This is a genomic window from Photorhabdus temperata (assembly GCF_025384845.1).
GTDB classification, from domain to species: Bacteria; Pseudomonadota; Gammaproteobacteria; order Enterobacterales; family Enterobacteriaceae; genus Photorhabdus; species Photorhabdus temperata.
This window is the reverse complement of the sequence record NZ_JAJAFX010000036.1, coordinates 25,871-43,903: the sequence shown is the minus strand read 5'-3', so window position 1 is coordinate 43,903 and position 18,033 is coordinate 25,871. Positions and strand designations below refer to the sequence as shown.

Sequence of the window (18,033 nt, the reverse complement as noted above, 5' to 3'; positions counted from 1 at the left end):
CATTTTCCATAACTATTTTGCTACCTCGGCACAATGGACTGATTTATGAATAGTGGACCAGACATTAATGAAGCTGCTTTTTCTATATTCTCGATCAGTAAACAAGGGTCATAATTCAAAGTATGAGCTAACAGAGCCAAAAGTAATCTCTCCATGCCAAAAGCAATACAGGCTGAATGCAAAGGACGATCACAGGTACTACTGATAATATTAAAGTTTGTAGTAAATAAATCCCGGTGTAAATTTCGTGAGCCAACGCTAACCCTATACTTATCAAACCAAGGGATAAGCACTTCACACTTTACTCCCATTGATAACTGCACTTTACGAGTCACTTTAGAATGTTCTCCATAAAACACATCACTGGCTTTTTCTACTGAAAGAGCGGGAGACAGTAGCCGTAAAAATTTAACAGCTTGTCCAAATATCATTTCACAATGTGTTTCTACTTTTTCCTGTAGCCCCACCAAGACTAATTCACGCATCGTAAAATTCCCCATGCGCGTTGGTTCATCTTTAGCAGGTTCGTATCGGTGGCACTGCCCTTTAGCAGTAAAATATTTCAGTTCCCAATCATGGGTACTATCTGTCAAATGAGAAAAGGTATGATAGCAAGTCGATGGACTCAGTACCCATGCATCCCCTGTTTTCTCACTCATCACATCATTATTTAAATGAGGGTAAACATGTAACGGATTGCTGGGTAATTTGTCAAAGAAATTTATACGTTCCAATGTGGAGCGAGGTAATAATGTGGTACAAGAGTGCGGAGTAACAGATATTCCCTCACATAAAACTTGCAAGAGTGTCTCATCAAGGAATTCGGCGGCATCACACAAACTATCTGTGAACCTGTACCCAATAAGGCCATTCTGTGATTGCACAATTGATAGCAGCTTGCGCTGCTGAAGTTCTTTTATCATATTTTTATATTACCTTTGCTGATCGATAATTACCTTATGTTGTCCGGCAAGCAATCCCTGCTCGCCAAATTGAAAGGATGTGTTCCCATATCATCAAATATCATATCCAGATTTCAACGTTATTCTTTCCATACGACAAATCCCTCAATATAAAGCTTATCCAGTGAGGTTTTCAAAAACGTATCTATCGCAACATCAGGTGACATGATAAGTGGCTGTCCCTTAACGTTAAATGAAGTATTCACCAGACAACCGTAACCGGTTATCTCCTGTACCGCCTTCAATAACCGCCAAAAAGTCTCGTTAAAAGTACGTTCCACAAGCTGAATACGTGCCGTTCCATCAGCATGAACAATACCGGAAACCGGCCCTACCATTTCTGGTTTTACGTCAGCAGTGCAAAGCATATATCGGGTCGGCGACAGATTTCGTGTCTCAAAAATAATATCGCAGTCCTCATCCAAAATGGCAGGCGCAAATGGACGGAAAGCCTCACGAAACTTCACCGTGCTGTTAATTCTGTCTTTTATTCCTTCACCTGCCGGAAGCGCGAGAATCGAACGATTGCCAAGTGCTCTTGGGCCAAATTCCATCCGATTATGGAACCAGGCAATGATTTTGTCTTCCGCGATATCGTTAGCCGCGGAAGCAAAATAATCATCGTTCAATCCCAAATAACGCCATTTCATTCCCGCATTACAACCATGCCGGAATAATGCATTACGAACTTCATCTGTTGAGAAGCGCGGGCCAAGATAGGGATTAAAGTAATGATCTGAATTATTGTGGTATTTACCGGCAACAAAAAGCGCTGCCCCCAAAGAAGTCCCATCATCACCCGATGCAGGTTGGACAAAGGCATTTTTCACCTCATCAAGCTGACAAAGGACCTGATTGGCTTTGCAATTTAAAAATGATCCACCGGCAAGACAAAGTGACGTTTCACCGGTTTTTTGCAGCCAATATGTAACTAACTGTTTCAGCAAAAGTGCGAATTTTTCCTGCAATCCCGCAGCAAAATCCTGGTGAACATCCAGTAAAGTGTCATCTTCATTTCTCGGTGTAAGACCAAACATATCGCTGAGTTGCGCCATCGCAACAGGAAAACCATATTCCGCATTATCAAACAGTTGCGGTGACCAATTTACACGTATTGATCCACTATCTGCATCGAATTGGGCTAATTCATTGAAAATATGACGGTATCGCTCAGGGTTACCATAGGCGGCAAGTCCCATGACTTTATATTCATCACTATTAAATACAAAGCCAAGGAACCGGGTACAGATAGAATAAAGCTCACCTAATGAAGAACTAATTGGCTGACTGTACAATTTTTGGAATTGCTGGTCTTTAGCAAGATAAATACTCAAAGATTCTATTTCACCCATACCATCTGAAACGACACAAAGTGCAGAGGGGAAACCACTGGGATAAAAGGCTGACGCCGCATGAGCCAAATGATGATCTACCGCTTGAAAACGCGGTTCGATATTCTGCCATCCAGCTGAAACGAATGCGTCAATCACTGTTTTGCTACTGAAAGCGCACTCGAACATTTTTTTGCTCCACATGAAAAAACGGCGATAGTGATCATAATTAAAACCGTGGGCAATAACCTGTATATCATCTTGCGTAAGACCCGCTTCCGCCAAACAATAGTTAATGGCATGAATAGGAAACTGTCCCGTGCCTTTCTCTCCGGTAAAGCGTTCTTCCGCGGCAGCAGCAACAACTTTTCCATCAATCATCAAACAGGCTGCACTATCTACTCCCTGACAAATGCGCTCGTCTAATTTACTCACACCCGGGTAATTCTCCCGCATAAAACGTTGAGAATTAGGAAGGCCACTGATACCTAATATAATCATATTATTAACCTCAAAATTATTATTTTTCTTTCATGAAAATCAAACCATGCGCTTTATATTTATAGTCCATTTTATATCATGAAGAATTAAGTCACCCTACCAAATAAAGTAATCGCGTTATTACCACCAAAACCAAACGCATTATTCTGCACATAGCGTAAATTATGCTTTATTTCCATATCATGAGTAATTAAATTAAATTGATACTCATAATCCTTCCGCAAGATATTTGTCGGTGGCATAATTTGATCTCTCAAAGATAAGCAAGCACTGACTGCACCAATCGCGCCCGCCGTTGCCATCATATGCCCTATAGTTCCTTTAATTGCGGAAACAACCGAGCTCGGAAAGTATTCGGAGAATATTGACGCTTCTACTGCATCATTAGCTTTTGTTCCGGTGCCATGTGCATATATACCATCGATATCTCTGGCTGCCAGCCCTGCTGAATTCAATAATTTTTCATGACATTGGGTGACACTGTTAATATCCAGGTTAGTAGGATGTAATGCATCATTATTACTTGCCGTCGCAATCAATTCAGCATAAGGAGATTGATACTCACCAACTTGTTTTCTATTCTGCAACACTAAAAAAGCAGCCCCTTCAGATATGGTAATAAAGCGCCTTAATTGCGAAAACGGACGACACTGTTCTGCCCCCAATGCATTAAGCATATAAAAACCTGACCATACCTTTTTAGAAAAAGCGTCTCCTCCACCGATTACGGATGTCGAAACGATCCCTGCTTTCATCATACGTAATGCTGTTTCAAGAGCAATATTTGCTGACGCACAGGTATTATGTATCGTCATGGAAGGCCCGGATGACCCAATTGCGCGGGCAACATTATCGGAAACGGCATGACTCGAATAGATATTGGCATTCCAGTTTACAGGTATACCTTCAACTAATTGATCAAGAATATCCGCCTCAGCCTCATTATTACCGACACACACTAATGCATTACGCAATTCAGCACACCCTGGCGTTAATCCTGCGTCCGCTATTGCCTGGAGTGCCGCATCGACAGCATATAGAGAAGAATCAGGAACCTGTGCGCCTGTACATTTCGGTGCTCTGGCTTTTATATCCATACGCGGCCCAGCCGAAATTTTTCCGGCAACAAAATTTGGCTTCATAGCAGAGTAGACAGGTTCCAATCGGGTAAAATTTGACTCTCCAGCACATAGCTTCTGCCAATAACTTTCGACGTCTATACCAATTGGAGTGACGACGCCAAGCCCTGTGACATATATTTTATCCAACATCGTTCCCCTTCCTCTTAATTGATACAGCGTCATTTATCCAAAGTAATTTTTCCCCTTCACTATATGCCCATGCATCCCAACACATTATTGAACCAAAGCGTGTCACTTTGGTCTCAATAAACACCGGAGAATGAATATGTTCAATACCCGGCCTGAAAGCCAATTCGCCAAATCTGGCAAAAACATAATCGCTTTCAGTTGAAATATTCTGTTGCTGATGTTGCAAAACTAATGCCAAATTCCCCATTGCCTCAACAAGGATAATCAAAGGGAAATAATGGAATTTTTGCAAATAAGCAGATTCATATTGCAATAATTTAATATCCAAACTACAATTCGCGCTGTTTGATATATCATTAACATAGACGATCTTCGGCAAAAACCAAAATTCCGGCTCACGTAATGGTAATGATAATAAAGAAGACGAAAAAAGATCTCTTTTACTTTCACCGCTTTTATCTTCGCCAGAATAATCTAAGAAAAAGGAAAAACAAAGTTGTTCTGATACCATTGCAGAAATCTTGTTTTTCTCCTGGCTATATTTAATATTTTCATCAGGACGTATAAATTGATAAAAGAATAGATTTCTCAAATTGATAAAATCGACAGACTTATCAGCCATCTCTTTACAAAAAGCAGCTACCGGCAGGATGCCAGGAACAACAGGATTGCCGGGAAAATGATATTTGAATATCTCATCTCCAGGTGAAAAAACATGGTTAATATGATTAATCATCATTATGTATAACCCTTACGCCTGAGGCATTCATATTATCGATTGCAATAAATACAAAAGCATCTTCTTTTTTACTGTGTTGAATAGCACTCATAAACTCATGAAATAGAAAAGCACCGTTATATTCTTGATATTCAATGATATTATAATCTTTAATCGCATTAATTAATGCTTCATTCTTATTCAACGTATTGAATATAAAAATCTTCGTATCCGATGATAAAGTGTCAAGCCGTCTTTTTATCTCTTCCGCTGTTGATCCGAAGAAAAAATCTGCCGTAAACTGTCTTCCACTCGATAAATTCGCACACATCACACCAGAAGATATCGATTTCTGGTTGCTAGTTTTTTTTCGTATATCATCAAGTGCTTCTGCACAATAAACATCACCGAAAAAGAGATGGCTAATACCTGATGATCTATTATATAAATTAAGTAACGCCTGAATTAATACCATAACCGGCGTTTTACTGCCCGCATTTAATGTACAATTTCCTCCTGTCACCTTCTTGTCCATGTTAATAAAGATTGAAGCTGAACTCGTGGTAGCATAAGGAAACTGTTGAGCAGATACCATTTTATCATTGTTCCTTACCTGCCGCTGAAAACGAAGCATTGCGTCAAGGTTGCCATATTCTGTACCCACAATTACAGATTCATTCTCCACATTTCTCTCTTCTGCAATAAGCTTATTTGCCAGATAGGTACAAATGCGGCTGAAGTCGTCACGAAAACGATCACCTTTATTGCTTACAAATTCAGAAATATCAGAAGGAAGATGAAATTCTTCCTCTCTCTCATGCCGAAATACATTAGGATAAATAGCTAAATTTTCCACGTTAAAAGTCAACATTTTCACCCAACTCATGTTTAAAAAATAGAGAATTATAGAGCCTATTCCAATAGGCGTTATTGTTGCCGACCGTTATTGTGAATGAACACCTAATAGGATAGGCTCTTAATTGTTGATTGAATGAACCCGACTATGGCAAGTTATTCTTTATTTCCTCCCATAGTTCACCTACAGTTTGAATACGAGCAAGCGCATCCTCGGAAATTTCTTTTCCAAAGGTTCGTTCAACCGATAAAATGACATCAATTAACTTTAGTGAGTCAATGCCAAGATCACTCTTCAATAATTTATTCGAAGTTATTTCAAAATCAGAGTCTAACTCAGCAACATTCAACAGAATACTTGCTAATTCTTCATTAACCATATCAATATCATCCATATCATCATCCCCAATACGTGTATATCCTACTTAATGGTTTATAGATCTATTTATATAAAGAAATATATATAGAAAAACTTATTTCTGCTGATTTATTCAGAAAAATAATTCATAAACGATATAAGAATAAAGATATTTAATAATCAGCTTTAGTTTCTATTCTAAATAGTTTGACCAAAACTGAAATGATAACCGGCAATCATTTTCACATTAAAGTGATTGGCAACATTTACGATGTTGCTATTAACCAATCAATCCTCCATCAATGCGAAGGGTTGTGCCTGTTATATAAGTTGACGCACTCAATGCCCCGACACAAAAACGGCCAATTTCATCAACATCCGCCATTCGTTTTAATGCAATACTTTTGGCTAATTCCACTTTTTTCTCTGAAGAAATATGACGTAGCATGCCACCATCAACATACCCCGGCATCACAGAGTAGGCCCTGATATTAAAACGGCCATAATCATTAGCAATATTTTTTACCAATGCGTTCATAGCCGCTTTCGAACAAGAATAAGCCGTGGCTCCTGGCGAGCCACGTACACTCGCTGTAGAAGAGATAAATTGCATCACACCATTACGATTCTTCATAAAATGCGGAAGCAAATACTTTGCCACTCTTGCAGCGCCGAATAAATTGACATTAAAAACATCATGCCAGCTCTCAATATCCTGAACATGCAACAAACCATCCACTGACATCGCCGGAGTATAGACAACAGCATCAATACATCTCATCTTTTCAATTGCAATTTCAATTGCTTCTTTTACGCTGCTATCCGACATAACATCTAAATGAATCTCTTCATTATGCGGTTTACGTGAAGTCCCTAATACTTCATAGCCACTCGCTACCGCATGCTTACAAATCGCATTCCCAATTTCACTTGATGAACCAATAATAAGTACCTTACTGTTATATTTATCCATTTAAACATTCCTACCTTATCTAAAAATTATTTTCCAACAATAAACCCTACCTTAAATAAAGCATTCAGAATAAATATCATTAAGACAAAATAGTATTTTTGACTAATTTAATTCGTTTAATTCCATGAGTCACTCTAAATAATAGGGTGGGTTCTTATATCTGTCAAATTATTAATCCAATATTTAAGAAACATTAAAACATTGGTCACGTTATACGCAAAACTAAAGAAAGATAAATTTTGAAATCATTTGATATGGCTATTTTAATCCTTGCATAATAAATACAATCAGCAAATACACAATTAATTATTTAATTCTAAAACAATAACAATTATAAATTATTATCAACCGGATTGATTCATTATAAAAATAAAAAATTATAACTCTATAATTAACAAAAAAAACATATAACATTAAATCTAAGAACATTGATTATATTATTTATGAAATTAGCTTAATAAAATTCACCAATAAGAATAAATACCTAATAGAATCGATTCCAAGATATGATCCAATGATAAAAGCATTATTCTCCCTTTTACTTTTCACTTCCCTGCCGCTAAGCTATTCACATTGAGTTTGATGTATGGCGCTATCGTTTTGAACTAAAAGCATTATTCCTGCAATTCGGATTATAATGACCTTATTGCTTTTTCCTTTTATTTTTTTGGTTTATGCACAGATGAAAACTCGTAGAATGAACGGCATACGGCCGTTTAGTGCTGTAATTGATGCTTGCTGGAAAGAACCCTACTCTTTTACCCGTTTAATTAAAGATATTATTGCCGGTATTACTGTCGGTATTATCGCTATCCCACTCGCTATGGCACTGGCTATTGGCAGTGGCGTCGCGCCACAATACGGGCTTTACACCGCCGCTATCGCCGGTATTGTTATCGCGGTAACCGGCGGCTCACGCTATAGTGTTTCCGGCCCTACAGCCGCTTTCGTTGTCATTCTCTATCCGGTATCTCAGCAATTTGGTCTGAGCGGTTTGCTCATTGCGACATTAATGTCGGGGATTATCCTACTGGTAATGGGATTAGCCCGCTTTGGCAAATTGATAGAGTATATTCCTCTACCGGTGACACTGGGTTTTACTTCGGGGATCGCCATCACTATTGCCACCATGCAGGTAAAAGATTTTTTTGGTCTGCAATTGGAACATGTGCCAGAGAGTTATATTGATAAGGTTGCCGCGCTGTTTCAGGCGCTGCCAACGCTGCATTTAAGTGATACGCTGATTGGGCTGGCGACACTTTCGGTTCTGATTTACTGGCCTAAGCTTGGGCTGAAATTACCCGGGCATCTTCCAGCCTTGATCGCGGGAACCGCTGTAATGGGAATAATGAATTTATTTGGTCAGGATGTTGTTACTATCGGTTCTGAATTCAGTTACATCTTGAATGACGGTACACAGGGCCAGGGGATCCCCCCCATCCTTCCTCAATTCGTTTTACCGTGGCGTTTACCTGACATCGACTCTCATCACATTGATATAAGTTGGGCAACAGTTTCAGCTTTATTGCCCGCGGCCTTTTCAATGGCAATGTTAGGTGCTATTGAATCACTGCTTTGCGCCGTTGTTTTGGATGGTATGACAGGTAAAAAGCACCACTCAAACAGTGAATTAATTGGTCAGGGGTTGGGAAATATCGCTGTACCGTTCTTCGGGGGTATTACCGCTACCGCGGCTATTGCCCGATCAGCAGCAAACATCAGAGCCGGGGCAACATCACCGGTTTCGGCAATTGTTCACTCTCTGCTGGTGTTATTAACTTTACTGGCGTTAGCGCCAATGCTCTCCTATCTTCCGCTGGCCGCCATGTCCGCCCTGTTGCTCATGGTCGCCTGGAATATGAGCGAGATACATAAAGTTATCGATCTAATCCGTCGCGCGCCAAGGGATGACATTATTGTGCTGATTCTTTGTATGTCGTTCACAGTACTGTTTGATATGGTCATCGCTATTACGATTGGTATCGTGTTAGCCTCACTGCTGTTTATGCGTCGGATAGCCAATATGACCCGTATCAGCCAATTGCCACAAACAAATGGGGATAAAAGTCTGCTGGTTGTTCGTATCAATGGCCCATTATTCTTCGCCGCGGCTGAACGTATCTTTACAGAATTAAAGGAAGCAAGCGCAGGTTATCAGACGATCCTCATGCAATGGGATGCCGTTCCTGTATTGGATGCCGGTGGGCTGCACGCTTTCCAGCGCTTTATTGATGAAGTAGGTAAGGATAAATATATTGCTGTTTGCGATATTCCATTTCAGCCGTTAAAAACACTGGCCAGAGCCAGAGTTCAATTAGTTGAAAACCATCTCAGTTTCCATGCAACATTGCCACGGGCAATGGAAGAATTGAATTTCAATTGAAAAATGGATAACTGAAACCACCAGAAAAAAGAGTTTGGCCAGCCTTTTCCCAATAATGGCGCTGTAAACCAGCGCCAAACACATTCATCATTTGATAACCAAATTATTTGCTGGTATCCAGTTGAGGGAAGCTTTTTACTGCGTCATCAATCGCTTTCATCTGGATCAGGAATGGCTCAAGTTTCGCCAACGGCAACGCTGATGGGCCATCACACATCGCATTTATCGGATCAGGATGAGCTTCAAGGAACAGGCCGGCAATACCAACTGCCATTCCCGCACGCGCCAGTTCAGCCACCTGAGCACGACGGCCACCCGACGCGGCACCAAACGGATCACGGCATTGCAGTGAATGAGTGACATCAAAAATCACAGGATGCCCCCCCGTGGCCTGAACCATGACATTGAAACCCAGCATATCCACAACCAAATTGTCATAACCAAAGTTGCTGCCACGATCACACAAGATCACCTGATCGTTGCCGCCTTCTTTGAATTTTTCAACAATATTCCCCATCTGGGCTGGGCTGATAAACTGTGGCTTTTTAACGTTAATCACTGCGCCGGTGCGGGCCATTGCCTCAACCAAATCAGTCTGGCGCGCCAGAAACGCCGGAAGTTGGATCACATCAACCACTTCCGCCACCGCCTGCGCCTGTGCTGGCGCATGCACGTCAGTAATCATTTTCACACCAAAAGCTTGTTTCAGCTCCTGAAAAATCTTCATTCCCTCTTCCAGCCCAGGGCCGCGGTAAGAGTGAATTGATGATCGGTTCGCTTTATCAAAGGAAGCTTTGAAAACATAAGGAATGCCCAGTTTTTGTGTCACTGTCACATAGTGCTCACAAATACTCATGGCCAAATCCCGTGACTCAAGGACATTCATACCACCAAAGAGAACAAACGGCAGATCGTTAGCGACCTTGATATCACCAATATTAACCACTTTCTGTTGCATACTTATACCTTCTGTTAAGGACAAATAAATTAACCAAATGAATCAGTGCAGAGCAATATCAGTGCAACACAATATATTGCTGCTCAATGGAGTATATCTGCATTCTGATCGTTTCTGTGACCGGATCTTCCGGGCAATGCTCGATAAAATAATTCAAATCAGAAACCGCAATATGGTTACAATCAAGCTCGGCGTAAATGAGCCCTCTATCACGTATTTCATATGGGTCATCGGGATCAAACATCAGAACAGCTTCACTGGCTTTCAGCGCCAGCTCCAACTGCCCTTCTTCCATTAACGCGACTTTTATGATCTCCAGCACTTTATATACGATGCTGATATTATCGGCTTCCTGCAAATCATCCGCCGTCAATTTGGCTGTCTGGCTAATATTACCTTTTAGCCACACATCAAGCATATATTCACTCAGCGCTTCACCATTGGTTGGATTAATAAATCTCACCGGTTTATCCGGGCAATCAACTCGCAGAATCAACTGTGTCGGAAAAACAACCGGCATAAAGGGCAGTTCTAAAGCCTGAGCAATATGAATAAGAATGATCCCTAAAACCACAGGAGAACCTTGACGGGTTTGCAGTACTTTATCCAACCACAATGTATCTGACAGACAATAAACACCACTGGCGCCGCCGAATTTCCAGTTCTGATAAAACAGCCTGAGTAATTTTTCCAGCTGTTCCTCTCTGTTCATCTGTGGAGATATTTCACGTCTGGCTTCATCAATCAATACCTGAAGCTGCTTTTCCACTGAATTCTGAGGAAAGTCGGAGCGAATGGCTCCAGATATTAACAGAATACCGCTACTTAAAGATGCGTTATTAAATTCATAATCAGCTATGGCTTTCATCACTTTTCCACTGACCCAGTGTTATTCGCTCATTACCGCCATAATCCTGAAAAGTAGCCACCCGCTGATAACCACTCTCAGAAAACAGGCTTCTTACAACGTCTCCCTGTTTCCAACCATGCTCCAGCAGCAACCATCCATCAGGTAACAGAAAATTACGTGACAAATTAATAATTGTCTTTAGATCGGCCGTTCCCTGTTCCGCCGCAATTAATGCACTCTCTGGCTCAAACCGCACATCACCTTGAAACAGATGTGGATCGGCTTCGTCAATGTAAGGCGGATTACTCACAATCATAGCAAGTTGTTGATTATTCAACGAAGAGAACCAACTGCTTTGCAGAAAATCCACATTTTGTATTTTCAGTTTTTCAGCGTTGCCCTGCGCCAGAATGACCGCATCAGGATTGATATCAACCCCGGTAACCCGGCAATCAGGGCGCTCACTGGCAATTGCCAACGCAATCGCACCGGTGCCGGTTCCCAAATCCAGAATGTGGCAAGGCGCCGGTGAAAGCCGTTCAAGCGCTTTTTCAACCAGACACTCCGTGTCAGGCCGCGGGATCAATGTGGCAGGCGAAACATTTAATGGCAACGACCAGAATTCGCGTTCGCCGGTAATGTAAGCAATGGGTTCACCTTTTACCCGGCGAGCCAGTAACGTTTCAAGCTGGCTGAACTGCTCTGAACAGAGTTGCGTTTCCCCGAATGCCAATAGGTAAGTTCGGGAATGGTGAGTGACGAGCCCCAACAAAATCTCCGCATCCCGTTTAGGGCTGTCACTGGCTGATAACTGTGTTGTGGCTTGTTTAAGCCAGGATTGATAATCCATCAATCCTGCTCTGACAACGCTGATAATTGATCGGCCTGATATTCATTAACGATCGGCTGAACAAGCATATCCAGTTTGCCTTCCATCACTTCATCAAGGCGGTATAAGGTCAGGTTAATCCGGTGATCCGTCACCCGCCCTTGCGGGAAGTTGTAAGTACGGTTGCGATCTGAACGATCACCGGAACCCAGCAAGTTACGGCGCTCCGAGGCTTCTGCTTCCTGGCGCTTACGCACTTCAGCGGCACGAATACGCGCTGCCAATACCGACATCGCTTTCGCTTTGTTTTTATGCTGAGAACGCTCATCCTGACACTCAACCACAATGCCGGTTGGAATATGTGTGATACGGATAGCGGAATCCGTGGTGTTGACGTGCTGACCACCGGCGCCAGACGAACGGAACGTATCAATACGCAAATCGCTTGGGCTGATTTCCGGCAATTCTGCTTCCGGAATCTCCGGCAAAACTGCAACGGTACAGGCAGAAGTGTGAATCCGCCCTTGCGATTCAGTTTCCGGTACACGCTGAACACGGTGACCACCAGATTCAAATTTCAGATGACCATAAACCTGTTCGCCGGAAACTTTAGCGATAATTTCTTTATAACCCCCATGCTCACCGTCATTGGCGCTCATCACCTCGACTTTCCAACGACGGGATTCAGCATAACGGCTATACATACGAAACAGATCCCCGGCGAAAATAGCCGCTTCATCCCCCCCGGTTCCGGCGCGAACTTCAAGAAAGCAGTTGCGTTCATCATCAGGATCTTTCGGTAGCAACAACAATTGCAACTGCTGCTCTAACTCCTCATTACGAACCTTGGCGTCCTTGATCTCTTCCTGTGCCATTTCCCGCATTTCAGGGTCATCAAGCATTATTTCAGCGGCCTTAAGGTCATCCTGCACCGTGCGCCAGACCTTAAAGCAATTCGTCACATCCGTCAGTTGGGCATATTCCCGCGACAAAGCACGGAAACGTTCCTGATCAGCAATCACATCAGCATCGCTGAGGTGAGCCAAAACTTCTTCGTGACGTTCTTGTAATGCTTCCAATTTAGCAACAATAGAAGGCTTCATTCGTGATTTCAGACCCTATTCCGAGATATGGTTAATTATGTTTCAGCCCCAGGCTGTCACGTAATAAATTAAGACGCTCCAGGTCACCATTGCTGGCAACCTGCTGGAGTGATTTGGTAGGAGCATGCATCAGACGATTCGTTAATTGATGAGTCAATTGGTTGATTGTCTGTTCCAGATCAGCCCCCTGGTTGATAGCAGCCAGCGCTTTGGCTGTCATTTCAGCCCGCATCTGTTCGGCCTGAGCACGATATTCACGGATTGAGTTGACTGCACCTTGTGAACGCAGCCAGTCCATAAAATAACCGCTTTCCTGCTGAACAATATATTCAGCCTGAACAGCCGCCGCTTTGCGCTGTGCAAGATTGTGCTGAATAATTGCCTGCAAATCATCAACACTGTAGAGATAGACGTTATTTAATTTTTCCACATCAGGCTCTACATCACGGGGAACCGCGATATCAACGAGCAACATGGGTTGGTTACGGCGTAACTTTAATGCACGTTCAACCATGCCTTTACCAATAATAGGCAAAGGGCTGGCGGTTGAACTGATGACAATATCAGCTTCGGCTAAACGTGTATCAATTTCAGATAAAGTGATCACTTCCGCCTGAACTTCGTCAGCCAATACCTGCGCCTTCTCTCTCGTTCTGTTAGCAATCATCATATGGTGCACCCGATGCTTTTTCAGATGGCGGGCAACCAGCTCAATGGTTTCCCCTGCACCAACCAGCAAAATATTCAGTTCAGAAAGTGTTTCAAAAATCTGCCGCGCCAGGGTACAAGCCGCAAAAGCGACGGAAACCGCATTTGAACCAATCTCTGTTTCAGTCCTGACGCGCTTGGCGACAGAAAATGATTTTTGAAACAATCGCTCCAATTCACTCGATAAAGAACGGCAGTCCTGCGACTCGGCAAATGCTCTCTTCACTTGCCCAAGGATCTGAGGTTCTCCAAGTACCAACGAATCCAGCCCACTCGCCACTCTCATCAAGTGGCTGACGGCTTCATTATCATGATGCCAGTAAATACTGGATTTTAGATCCTTGGGATTAAGCTGGTGATATTCACACAACCAGTTAATTAATTGCTCATACAGATTATCCTGCTGTTCTACACTGAGATAAAGCTCTGTACGATTACACGTTGACAATAAAACTCCCCCCCTCACCAGGGGTTGCTGGAGAAGGTTGCCGAGTGCTTCACTGATAGTGTCCGGTGAAAAAGTCACTCGTTCACGCAGGGATACAGGAGCGGTTTTATGGTTGATACCAAGTGCTAACAAAGTCATATTGAATTATCAGCAGGAAGGCAGTTCATCGTAAAAAACATCTTGTTTTGATGAAATCATCACCCTTAATAAGGACTCTTAATTAGCTGTGCATTCTACTTGATACCTCCGTTCAATAAAAGACGATCAACCACGTCTAATCTCATTATTCAGGATATTTTTTGAGATTTAACTGGATTAATGCACCATTCTTCATTATTAAGTGGTGTAAGAATTTTCACGTTATTAATCAGAGATTGCTGATGAAGCCAATGCAAAAATTATCACTATTCCGTCTGCTGCCACTCTCTTGCGTGCTGCTGACCGCCTGTACATTAACGCAACCTGGTGGATCCGGTTCGGCAGACTCCCCTCAGTGGAGGGCACACAGACAACAACTACAACAACTGAACCAATACCAGACCCGTGGATCTTTTGCTTATCTGGCTAGTGAAAAGAAAGTTTATGCCCGCTTTTTCTGGCAGCAATATAACCCTGAGCGCTACCGTTTATTATTAACGAATCCTCTGGGCAGCACTGAATTAGAACTGGTCGTTCAACCCGGCATGACGCAATTAACCGATAGCCAGGGTAAAAAATATTTCAGTGATAATCCTGAAGAGATCATTTATCAACTCACCGATATGGATATTCCACTGGATAATCTGCGACATTGGATAACCGGTCTGCCCGGTGACGCAAAAGACTTCAAATTGGATGCTAACTATCTGTTGAAAACCTTAAACTATCAACAACATGGCGCAACATGGCAGGTTAATTATCAGTCCTACGATACCGCCATAACCCCTCCTCTTCCTGACCGCCTTGAACTGACTCAGGGCGACCGTCGCATTAAGCTGAAAATGGATAACTGGACCACAAAATAATGACGCTGACCTGGCCTTCACCGGCAAAACTTAACCTGTTTCTCTATATCACCGGTCGCCGCGCTGATGGTTATCACCAGCTACAAACCTTGTTTCAGTTTCTGGATTATGGTGATGAAATTACCATCACCCCACGTCAGGATAATGAAATCCACTTACTGACACCGGTAAAAGGTGTAGAACACGATAACAACCTGATTGTTCGCGCAGCGCGTCTGTTGCAATCCTACAGCCATCAACACGGCACTGGCATTGCCCATCAAGGTGCAGATATCTGTATCAACAAGCGTCTGCCCATGGGCGGTGGATTAGGAGGCGGTTCATCGAATGCCGCTACGGTACTGATTGCCCTGAATTACCACTGGCAAACCAGCCTCACAGACGAGACACTGGCAACCCTCGGCGTAAGTCTTGGCGCTGATGTGCCGATCTTTATCAAAGGTCACGCCGCATTTGCAGAAGGTATTGGTGAAATCCTGCACATAGCAAAGCCGGAAGAGAAATGGTATCTGGTTGCTCACCCTGGGATTGAGATCCCAACTCTGCGCGTCTTCACAGATCCGGAATTAAAACGTGATACACCAATTCGCTCTCTGCCCGCATTATTACAGGCTCCGTACGCAAATGATTGCGAATCTCTTGTAAGAAAACGTTTTCGTAAGGTTGAACAGCTTCTTTCATGGCTGCTAGAATACGCGCCGTCACGCCTGACAGGGACCGGTGCATGTGTATTCGGCGAATTCGAATCAGAAGCATCGGCCCGTAAGGTGTTAAATCAAGCCCCTGAGTGGTTGCATGGTTTTGTTGCGCGTGGCGTCAACAATTCACCTTTGCATAATTTCCGCTCTGGGATACCCGGTTATTGAACCAATGAACAGATATCGTTCATTTGAGCATTGGTCAACAATATCTCTCTGGACGCAAGCCTGAGGTTTTTCTCGTGCCCGATATGAAGCTTTTTGCTGGTAACGCCATCCCTGAACTAGCACAACGTGTTGCCAACCGCCTGTACACCAATCTTGGAGACGCTGCTGTCGGTCGTTTCAGCGACGGTGAAGTCAGCGTACAAATTAACGAAAATGTACGCGGTGGTGATATTTTCATCATCCAGTCCACTTGTGCACCGACTAACGACAACTTGATGGAATTGGTCGTTATGGTTGATGCACTGCGCCGTGCCTCCGCCGGGCGTATTACCGCAGTAATCCCTTACTTCGGTTATGCCCGTCAGGACCGCCGGGTCCGTTCAGCCCGTGTGCCGATTACCGCAAAAGTTGTCGCAGACTTCCTGTCCAGTGTCGGCGTAGACCGCGTACTGACAGTTGATCTGCATGCTGAACAGATCCAGGGTTTCTTTGACGTTCCGGTTGATAACGTATTTGGTAGCCCGATCCTGCTGGAAGATATGTTACAGCAAGAATTGGAAAACCCTATCGTTGTTTCCCCGGATATTGGCGGTGTTGTCCGCGCCCGCGCTATCGCCAAACTGCTGAATGACACGGATATGGCTATCATTGATAAACGCCGGCCACGGGCTAACGTTTCTCAGGTGATGCACATTATTGGTGATGTTGCTGGTCGCGACTGCGTACTGGTTGATGACATGATTGATACCGGCGGTACATTATGCAAAGCGGCTGAAGCATTGAAAGAGCGTGGAGCTAAACGTGTATTTGCCTATGCAACTCACCCGATTTTCTCCGGCAACGCGGTGGACAACATCAAAAACTCGGTTATTGATGAAGTGGTTGTCTGTGACACCATCCCATTGTCTGCTGAGATCAAGGCGCTGAATAAGGTTCGTACTCTGACTTTATCCGGTATGTTAGCTGAAGCGATCCGCCGCATCAGTAATGAAGAGTCAATCTCTGCGATGTTTGAACACTAAGTTTCATTCATAAATCGCGCTTAAGAAAAAACCCGTTGCCAAGAACTTCAACGGGTTTTCTGCTTATCCGGAGTCATAATAATATTCCTCCATTAGCAAAAATTCTGACTAACACTGTTTTTGTTATGGATACCGATGATCACCACGACGATAACGCTCATCGTAATTTTTCAACCACCAGTAACGATCTGCCACACCTTCCCGGCCTCCCACACCGGCACCAGCTAACCAAACAAGAGCACCAATAAAAACTCCCAATAGCGCTGCTTCAGATAAAAATTCAGGCCAGCCAAAACCGAAGATATGGGGCAGTAATGTATAAGCCAGGCTGCTAACGATGGTCAACATACCAACACCCATCAATACATTACCAACTATGAAGGCACTCTGACGTTTCATATGTTACCTCCAACACTCTTCGTGCTCACTAAGAACCTAAAGTCAAGAAACTTATGTTTACTTACACTATAGAGTATAGCTCTATTTGCTAAAAGGTCATTGCGGACACGATCACAACTAACAAAGATTTAATCGCAATTCCCTATTTATAGTGATAAATAACATGATAAAAATAATAACTTAGATAACCTGAACCTCATTTAAAAAGAAGTTCAGTTTTTAGCTGTAATCTTGATATATAACAATGATAGTTGTGAAATTCCATTTAGGTTATATATTTTTATTTAATAATAAACCACGCAATCAATATCTCGTAAATATCCAGAGTCTAATATAGTTATGAGTTTAACAATATCGATATTCCTCGATGTATCCGATCATCCAGGCAACCTAGACCAATTGATGAAAATTTTATTTTAAGCGGTTCATAACGATACAAAGATCCAATGTAACTAGAATAAACTCTAAAGCTAAAATATCCATTTGTATACTGA

The 18,033-nt window shown here is 42.8% G+C and carries 17 protein-coding genes; 4 read left to right on the top strand and 13 right to left on the bottom strand.

Annotation, left to right across the window (positions count from 1 at the left end; all coding sequences use genetic code 11):
• Window positions 1–20: 20 nt before the first annotated feature.
• The 7 genes from LGZ99_RS15060 to LGZ99_RS15030 all read right to left on the bottom strand — a co-directional run bounded on the left by LGZ99_RS15060 (window position 21) and on the right by LGZ99_RS15030 (window position 6,969).
• On the bottom strand, window positions 21–923 hold the full coding sequence (locus LGZ99_RS15060; protein ID WP_021325111.1) for a class-II aminoacyl-tRNA synthetase family protein: 903 nt from the start codon (window positions 921–923) through the stop codon (window positions 21–23).
• Window positions 924–1,042: 119 nt separating this feature from the next.
• Complete coding sequence (locus LGZ99_RS15055; protein ID WP_023045573.1) at window positions 1,043–2,794, bottom strand: carbamoyltransferase family protein; 1,752 nt, start codon at window positions 2,792–2,794, stop codon at window positions 1,043–1,045.
• An 86-nt stretch (window positions 2,795–2,880) separates the two neighbouring features.
• The gene (locus LGZ99_RS15050) at window positions 2,881–4,065 is read right to left on the bottom strand and encodes a beta-ketoacyl synthase N-terminal-like domain-containing protein (RefSeq protein WP_021325112.1); all 1,185 of its coding nucleotides are present in this window, start codon (window positions 4,063–4,065) and stop codon (window positions 2,881–2,883) included.
• Window positions 4,055–4,804, bottom strand: coding sequence for an ApeI family dehydratase (locus LGZ99_RS15045; protein WP_036838350.1), 750 nt, complete (start codon window positions 4,802–4,804; stop codon window positions 4,055–4,057). The genes LGZ99_RS15050 and LGZ99_RS15045 overlap by 11 nt, the downstream gene beginning before the upstream one ends.
• Window positions 4,794–5,654, bottom strand: coding sequence for a hypothetical protein (locus LGZ99_RS15040; RefSeq protein WP_036838351.1), 861 nt, complete (start codon window positions 5,652–5,654; stop codon window positions 4,794–4,796). The genes LGZ99_RS15045 and LGZ99_RS15040 overlap by 11 nt, the downstream gene beginning before the upstream one ends.
• 130 nt (window positions 5,655–5,784) lie before the next feature.
• A complete protein-coding gene (locus LGZ99_RS15035; protein ID WP_021325116.1) occupies window positions 5,785–6,033 on the bottom strand; it encodes an acyl carrier protein in 249 nt (82 codons plus the stop codon).
• Between the two features lie 243 nt (window positions 6,034–6,276).
• Window positions 6,277–6,969: an SDR family NAD(P)-dependent oxidoreductase gene (locus LGZ99_RS15030; RefSeq protein WP_021325117.1), complete on the bottom strand. Its 693-nt coding sequence runs from the start codon at window positions 6,967–6,969 to the stop codon at window positions 6,277–6,279.
• Between the two features lie 682 nt (window positions 6,970–7,651).
• Between LGZ99_RS15030 and dauA the strand changes: the two genes are divergently transcribed.
• Entirely contained in the window at window positions 7,652–9,352 is a 1,701-nt protein-coding gene (gene dauA, locus LGZ99_RS15025; protein ID WP_036838393.1) for a C4-dicarboxylic acid transporter DauA, read from the top strand.
• A 103-nt stretch (window positions 9,353–9,455) separates the two neighbouring features.
• Here dauA and kdsA read toward each other — a convergent pair whose 3' ends face one another.
• The 5 genes from kdsA to hemA are packed head-to-tail and all read right to left on the bottom strand — an operon-like array spanning window position 9,456 to window position 14,386.
• Complete coding sequence (kdsA, locus tag LGZ99_RS15020; protein WP_262979282.1) at window positions 9,456–10,310, bottom strand: 3-deoxy-8-phosphooctulonate synthase; 855 nt, start codon at window positions 10,308–10,310, stop codon at window positions 9,456–9,458.
• A 58-nt stretch (window positions 10,311–10,368) separates the two neighbouring features.
• Complete coding sequence (gene sirB1, locus LGZ99_RS15015; protein ID WP_262979281.1) at window positions 10,369–11,178, bottom strand: invasion regulator SirB1; 810 nt, start codon at window positions 11,176–11,178, stop codon at window positions 10,369–10,371.
• Window positions 11,162–12,010 (bottom strand): peptide chain release factor N(5)-glutamine methyltransferase, encoded by an 849-nt coding sequence (prmC, locus tag LGZ99_RS15010; RefSeq protein ID WP_262979280.1) that lies wholly within the window; start codon window positions 12,008–12,010, stop codon window positions 11,162–11,164. The genes sirB1 and prmC overlap by 17 nt, the downstream gene beginning before the upstream one ends.
• Window positions 12,010–13,092, bottom strand: coding sequence for a peptide chain release factor 1 (gene prfA / locus LGZ99_RS15005; RefSeq protein ID WP_023044880.1), 1,083 nt, complete (start codon window positions 13,090–13,092; stop codon window positions 12,010–12,012). The genes prmC and prfA overlap by 1 nt, the downstream gene beginning before the upstream one ends.
• 31 nt (window positions 13,093–13,123) lie before the next feature.
• A complete protein-coding gene (gene hemA, locus LGZ99_RS15000; protein WP_262979279.1) occupies window positions 13,124–14,386 on the bottom strand; it encodes a glutamyl-tRNA reductase in 1,263 nt (420 codons plus the stop codon).
• 242 nt (window positions 14,387–14,628) lie between these two features.
• Between hemA and lolB the strand changes: the two genes are divergently transcribed.
• The 3 genes from lolB (at window position 14,629) to prs (ending at window position 17,140) form a co-directional block, all read left to right on the top strand.
• A complete protein-coding gene (lolB, locus tag LGZ99_RS14995) occupies window positions 14,629–15,252 on the top strand; it encodes a lipoprotein insertase outer membrane protein LolB (protein ID WP_262979278.1) in 624 nt (207 codons plus the stop codon).
• Complete coding sequence (ispE, locus tag LGZ99_RS14990; RefSeq protein ID WP_023044877.1) at window positions 15,252–16,118, top strand: 4-(cytidine 5'-diphospho)-2-C-methyl-D-erythritol kinase; 867 nt, start codon at window positions 15,252–15,254, stop codon at window positions 16,116–16,118. The genes lolB and ispE overlap by 1 nt, the downstream gene beginning before the upstream one ends.
• A 74-nt stretch (window positions 16,119–16,192) precedes the next feature.
• Window positions 16,193–17,140 carry a ribose-phosphate diphosphokinase gene (gene prs, locus LGZ99_RS14985; RefSeq protein ID WP_021325123.1) on the top strand — a complete coding sequence of 316 codons (948 nt, stop codon included), beginning with the start codon at window positions 16,193–16,195 and terminating at the stop codon, window positions 17,138–17,140.
• Between the two features lie 123 nt (window positions 17,141–17,263).
• Here prs and ychH read toward each other — a convergent pair whose 3' ends face one another.
• Window positions 17,264–17,539, bottom strand: coding sequence for a stress-induced protein YchH (gene ychH / locus LGZ99_RS14980; protein WP_021325124.1), 276 nt, complete (start codon window positions 17,537–17,539; stop codon window positions 17,264–17,266).
• Window positions 17,540–18,033: the final 494 nt, after the last annotated feature.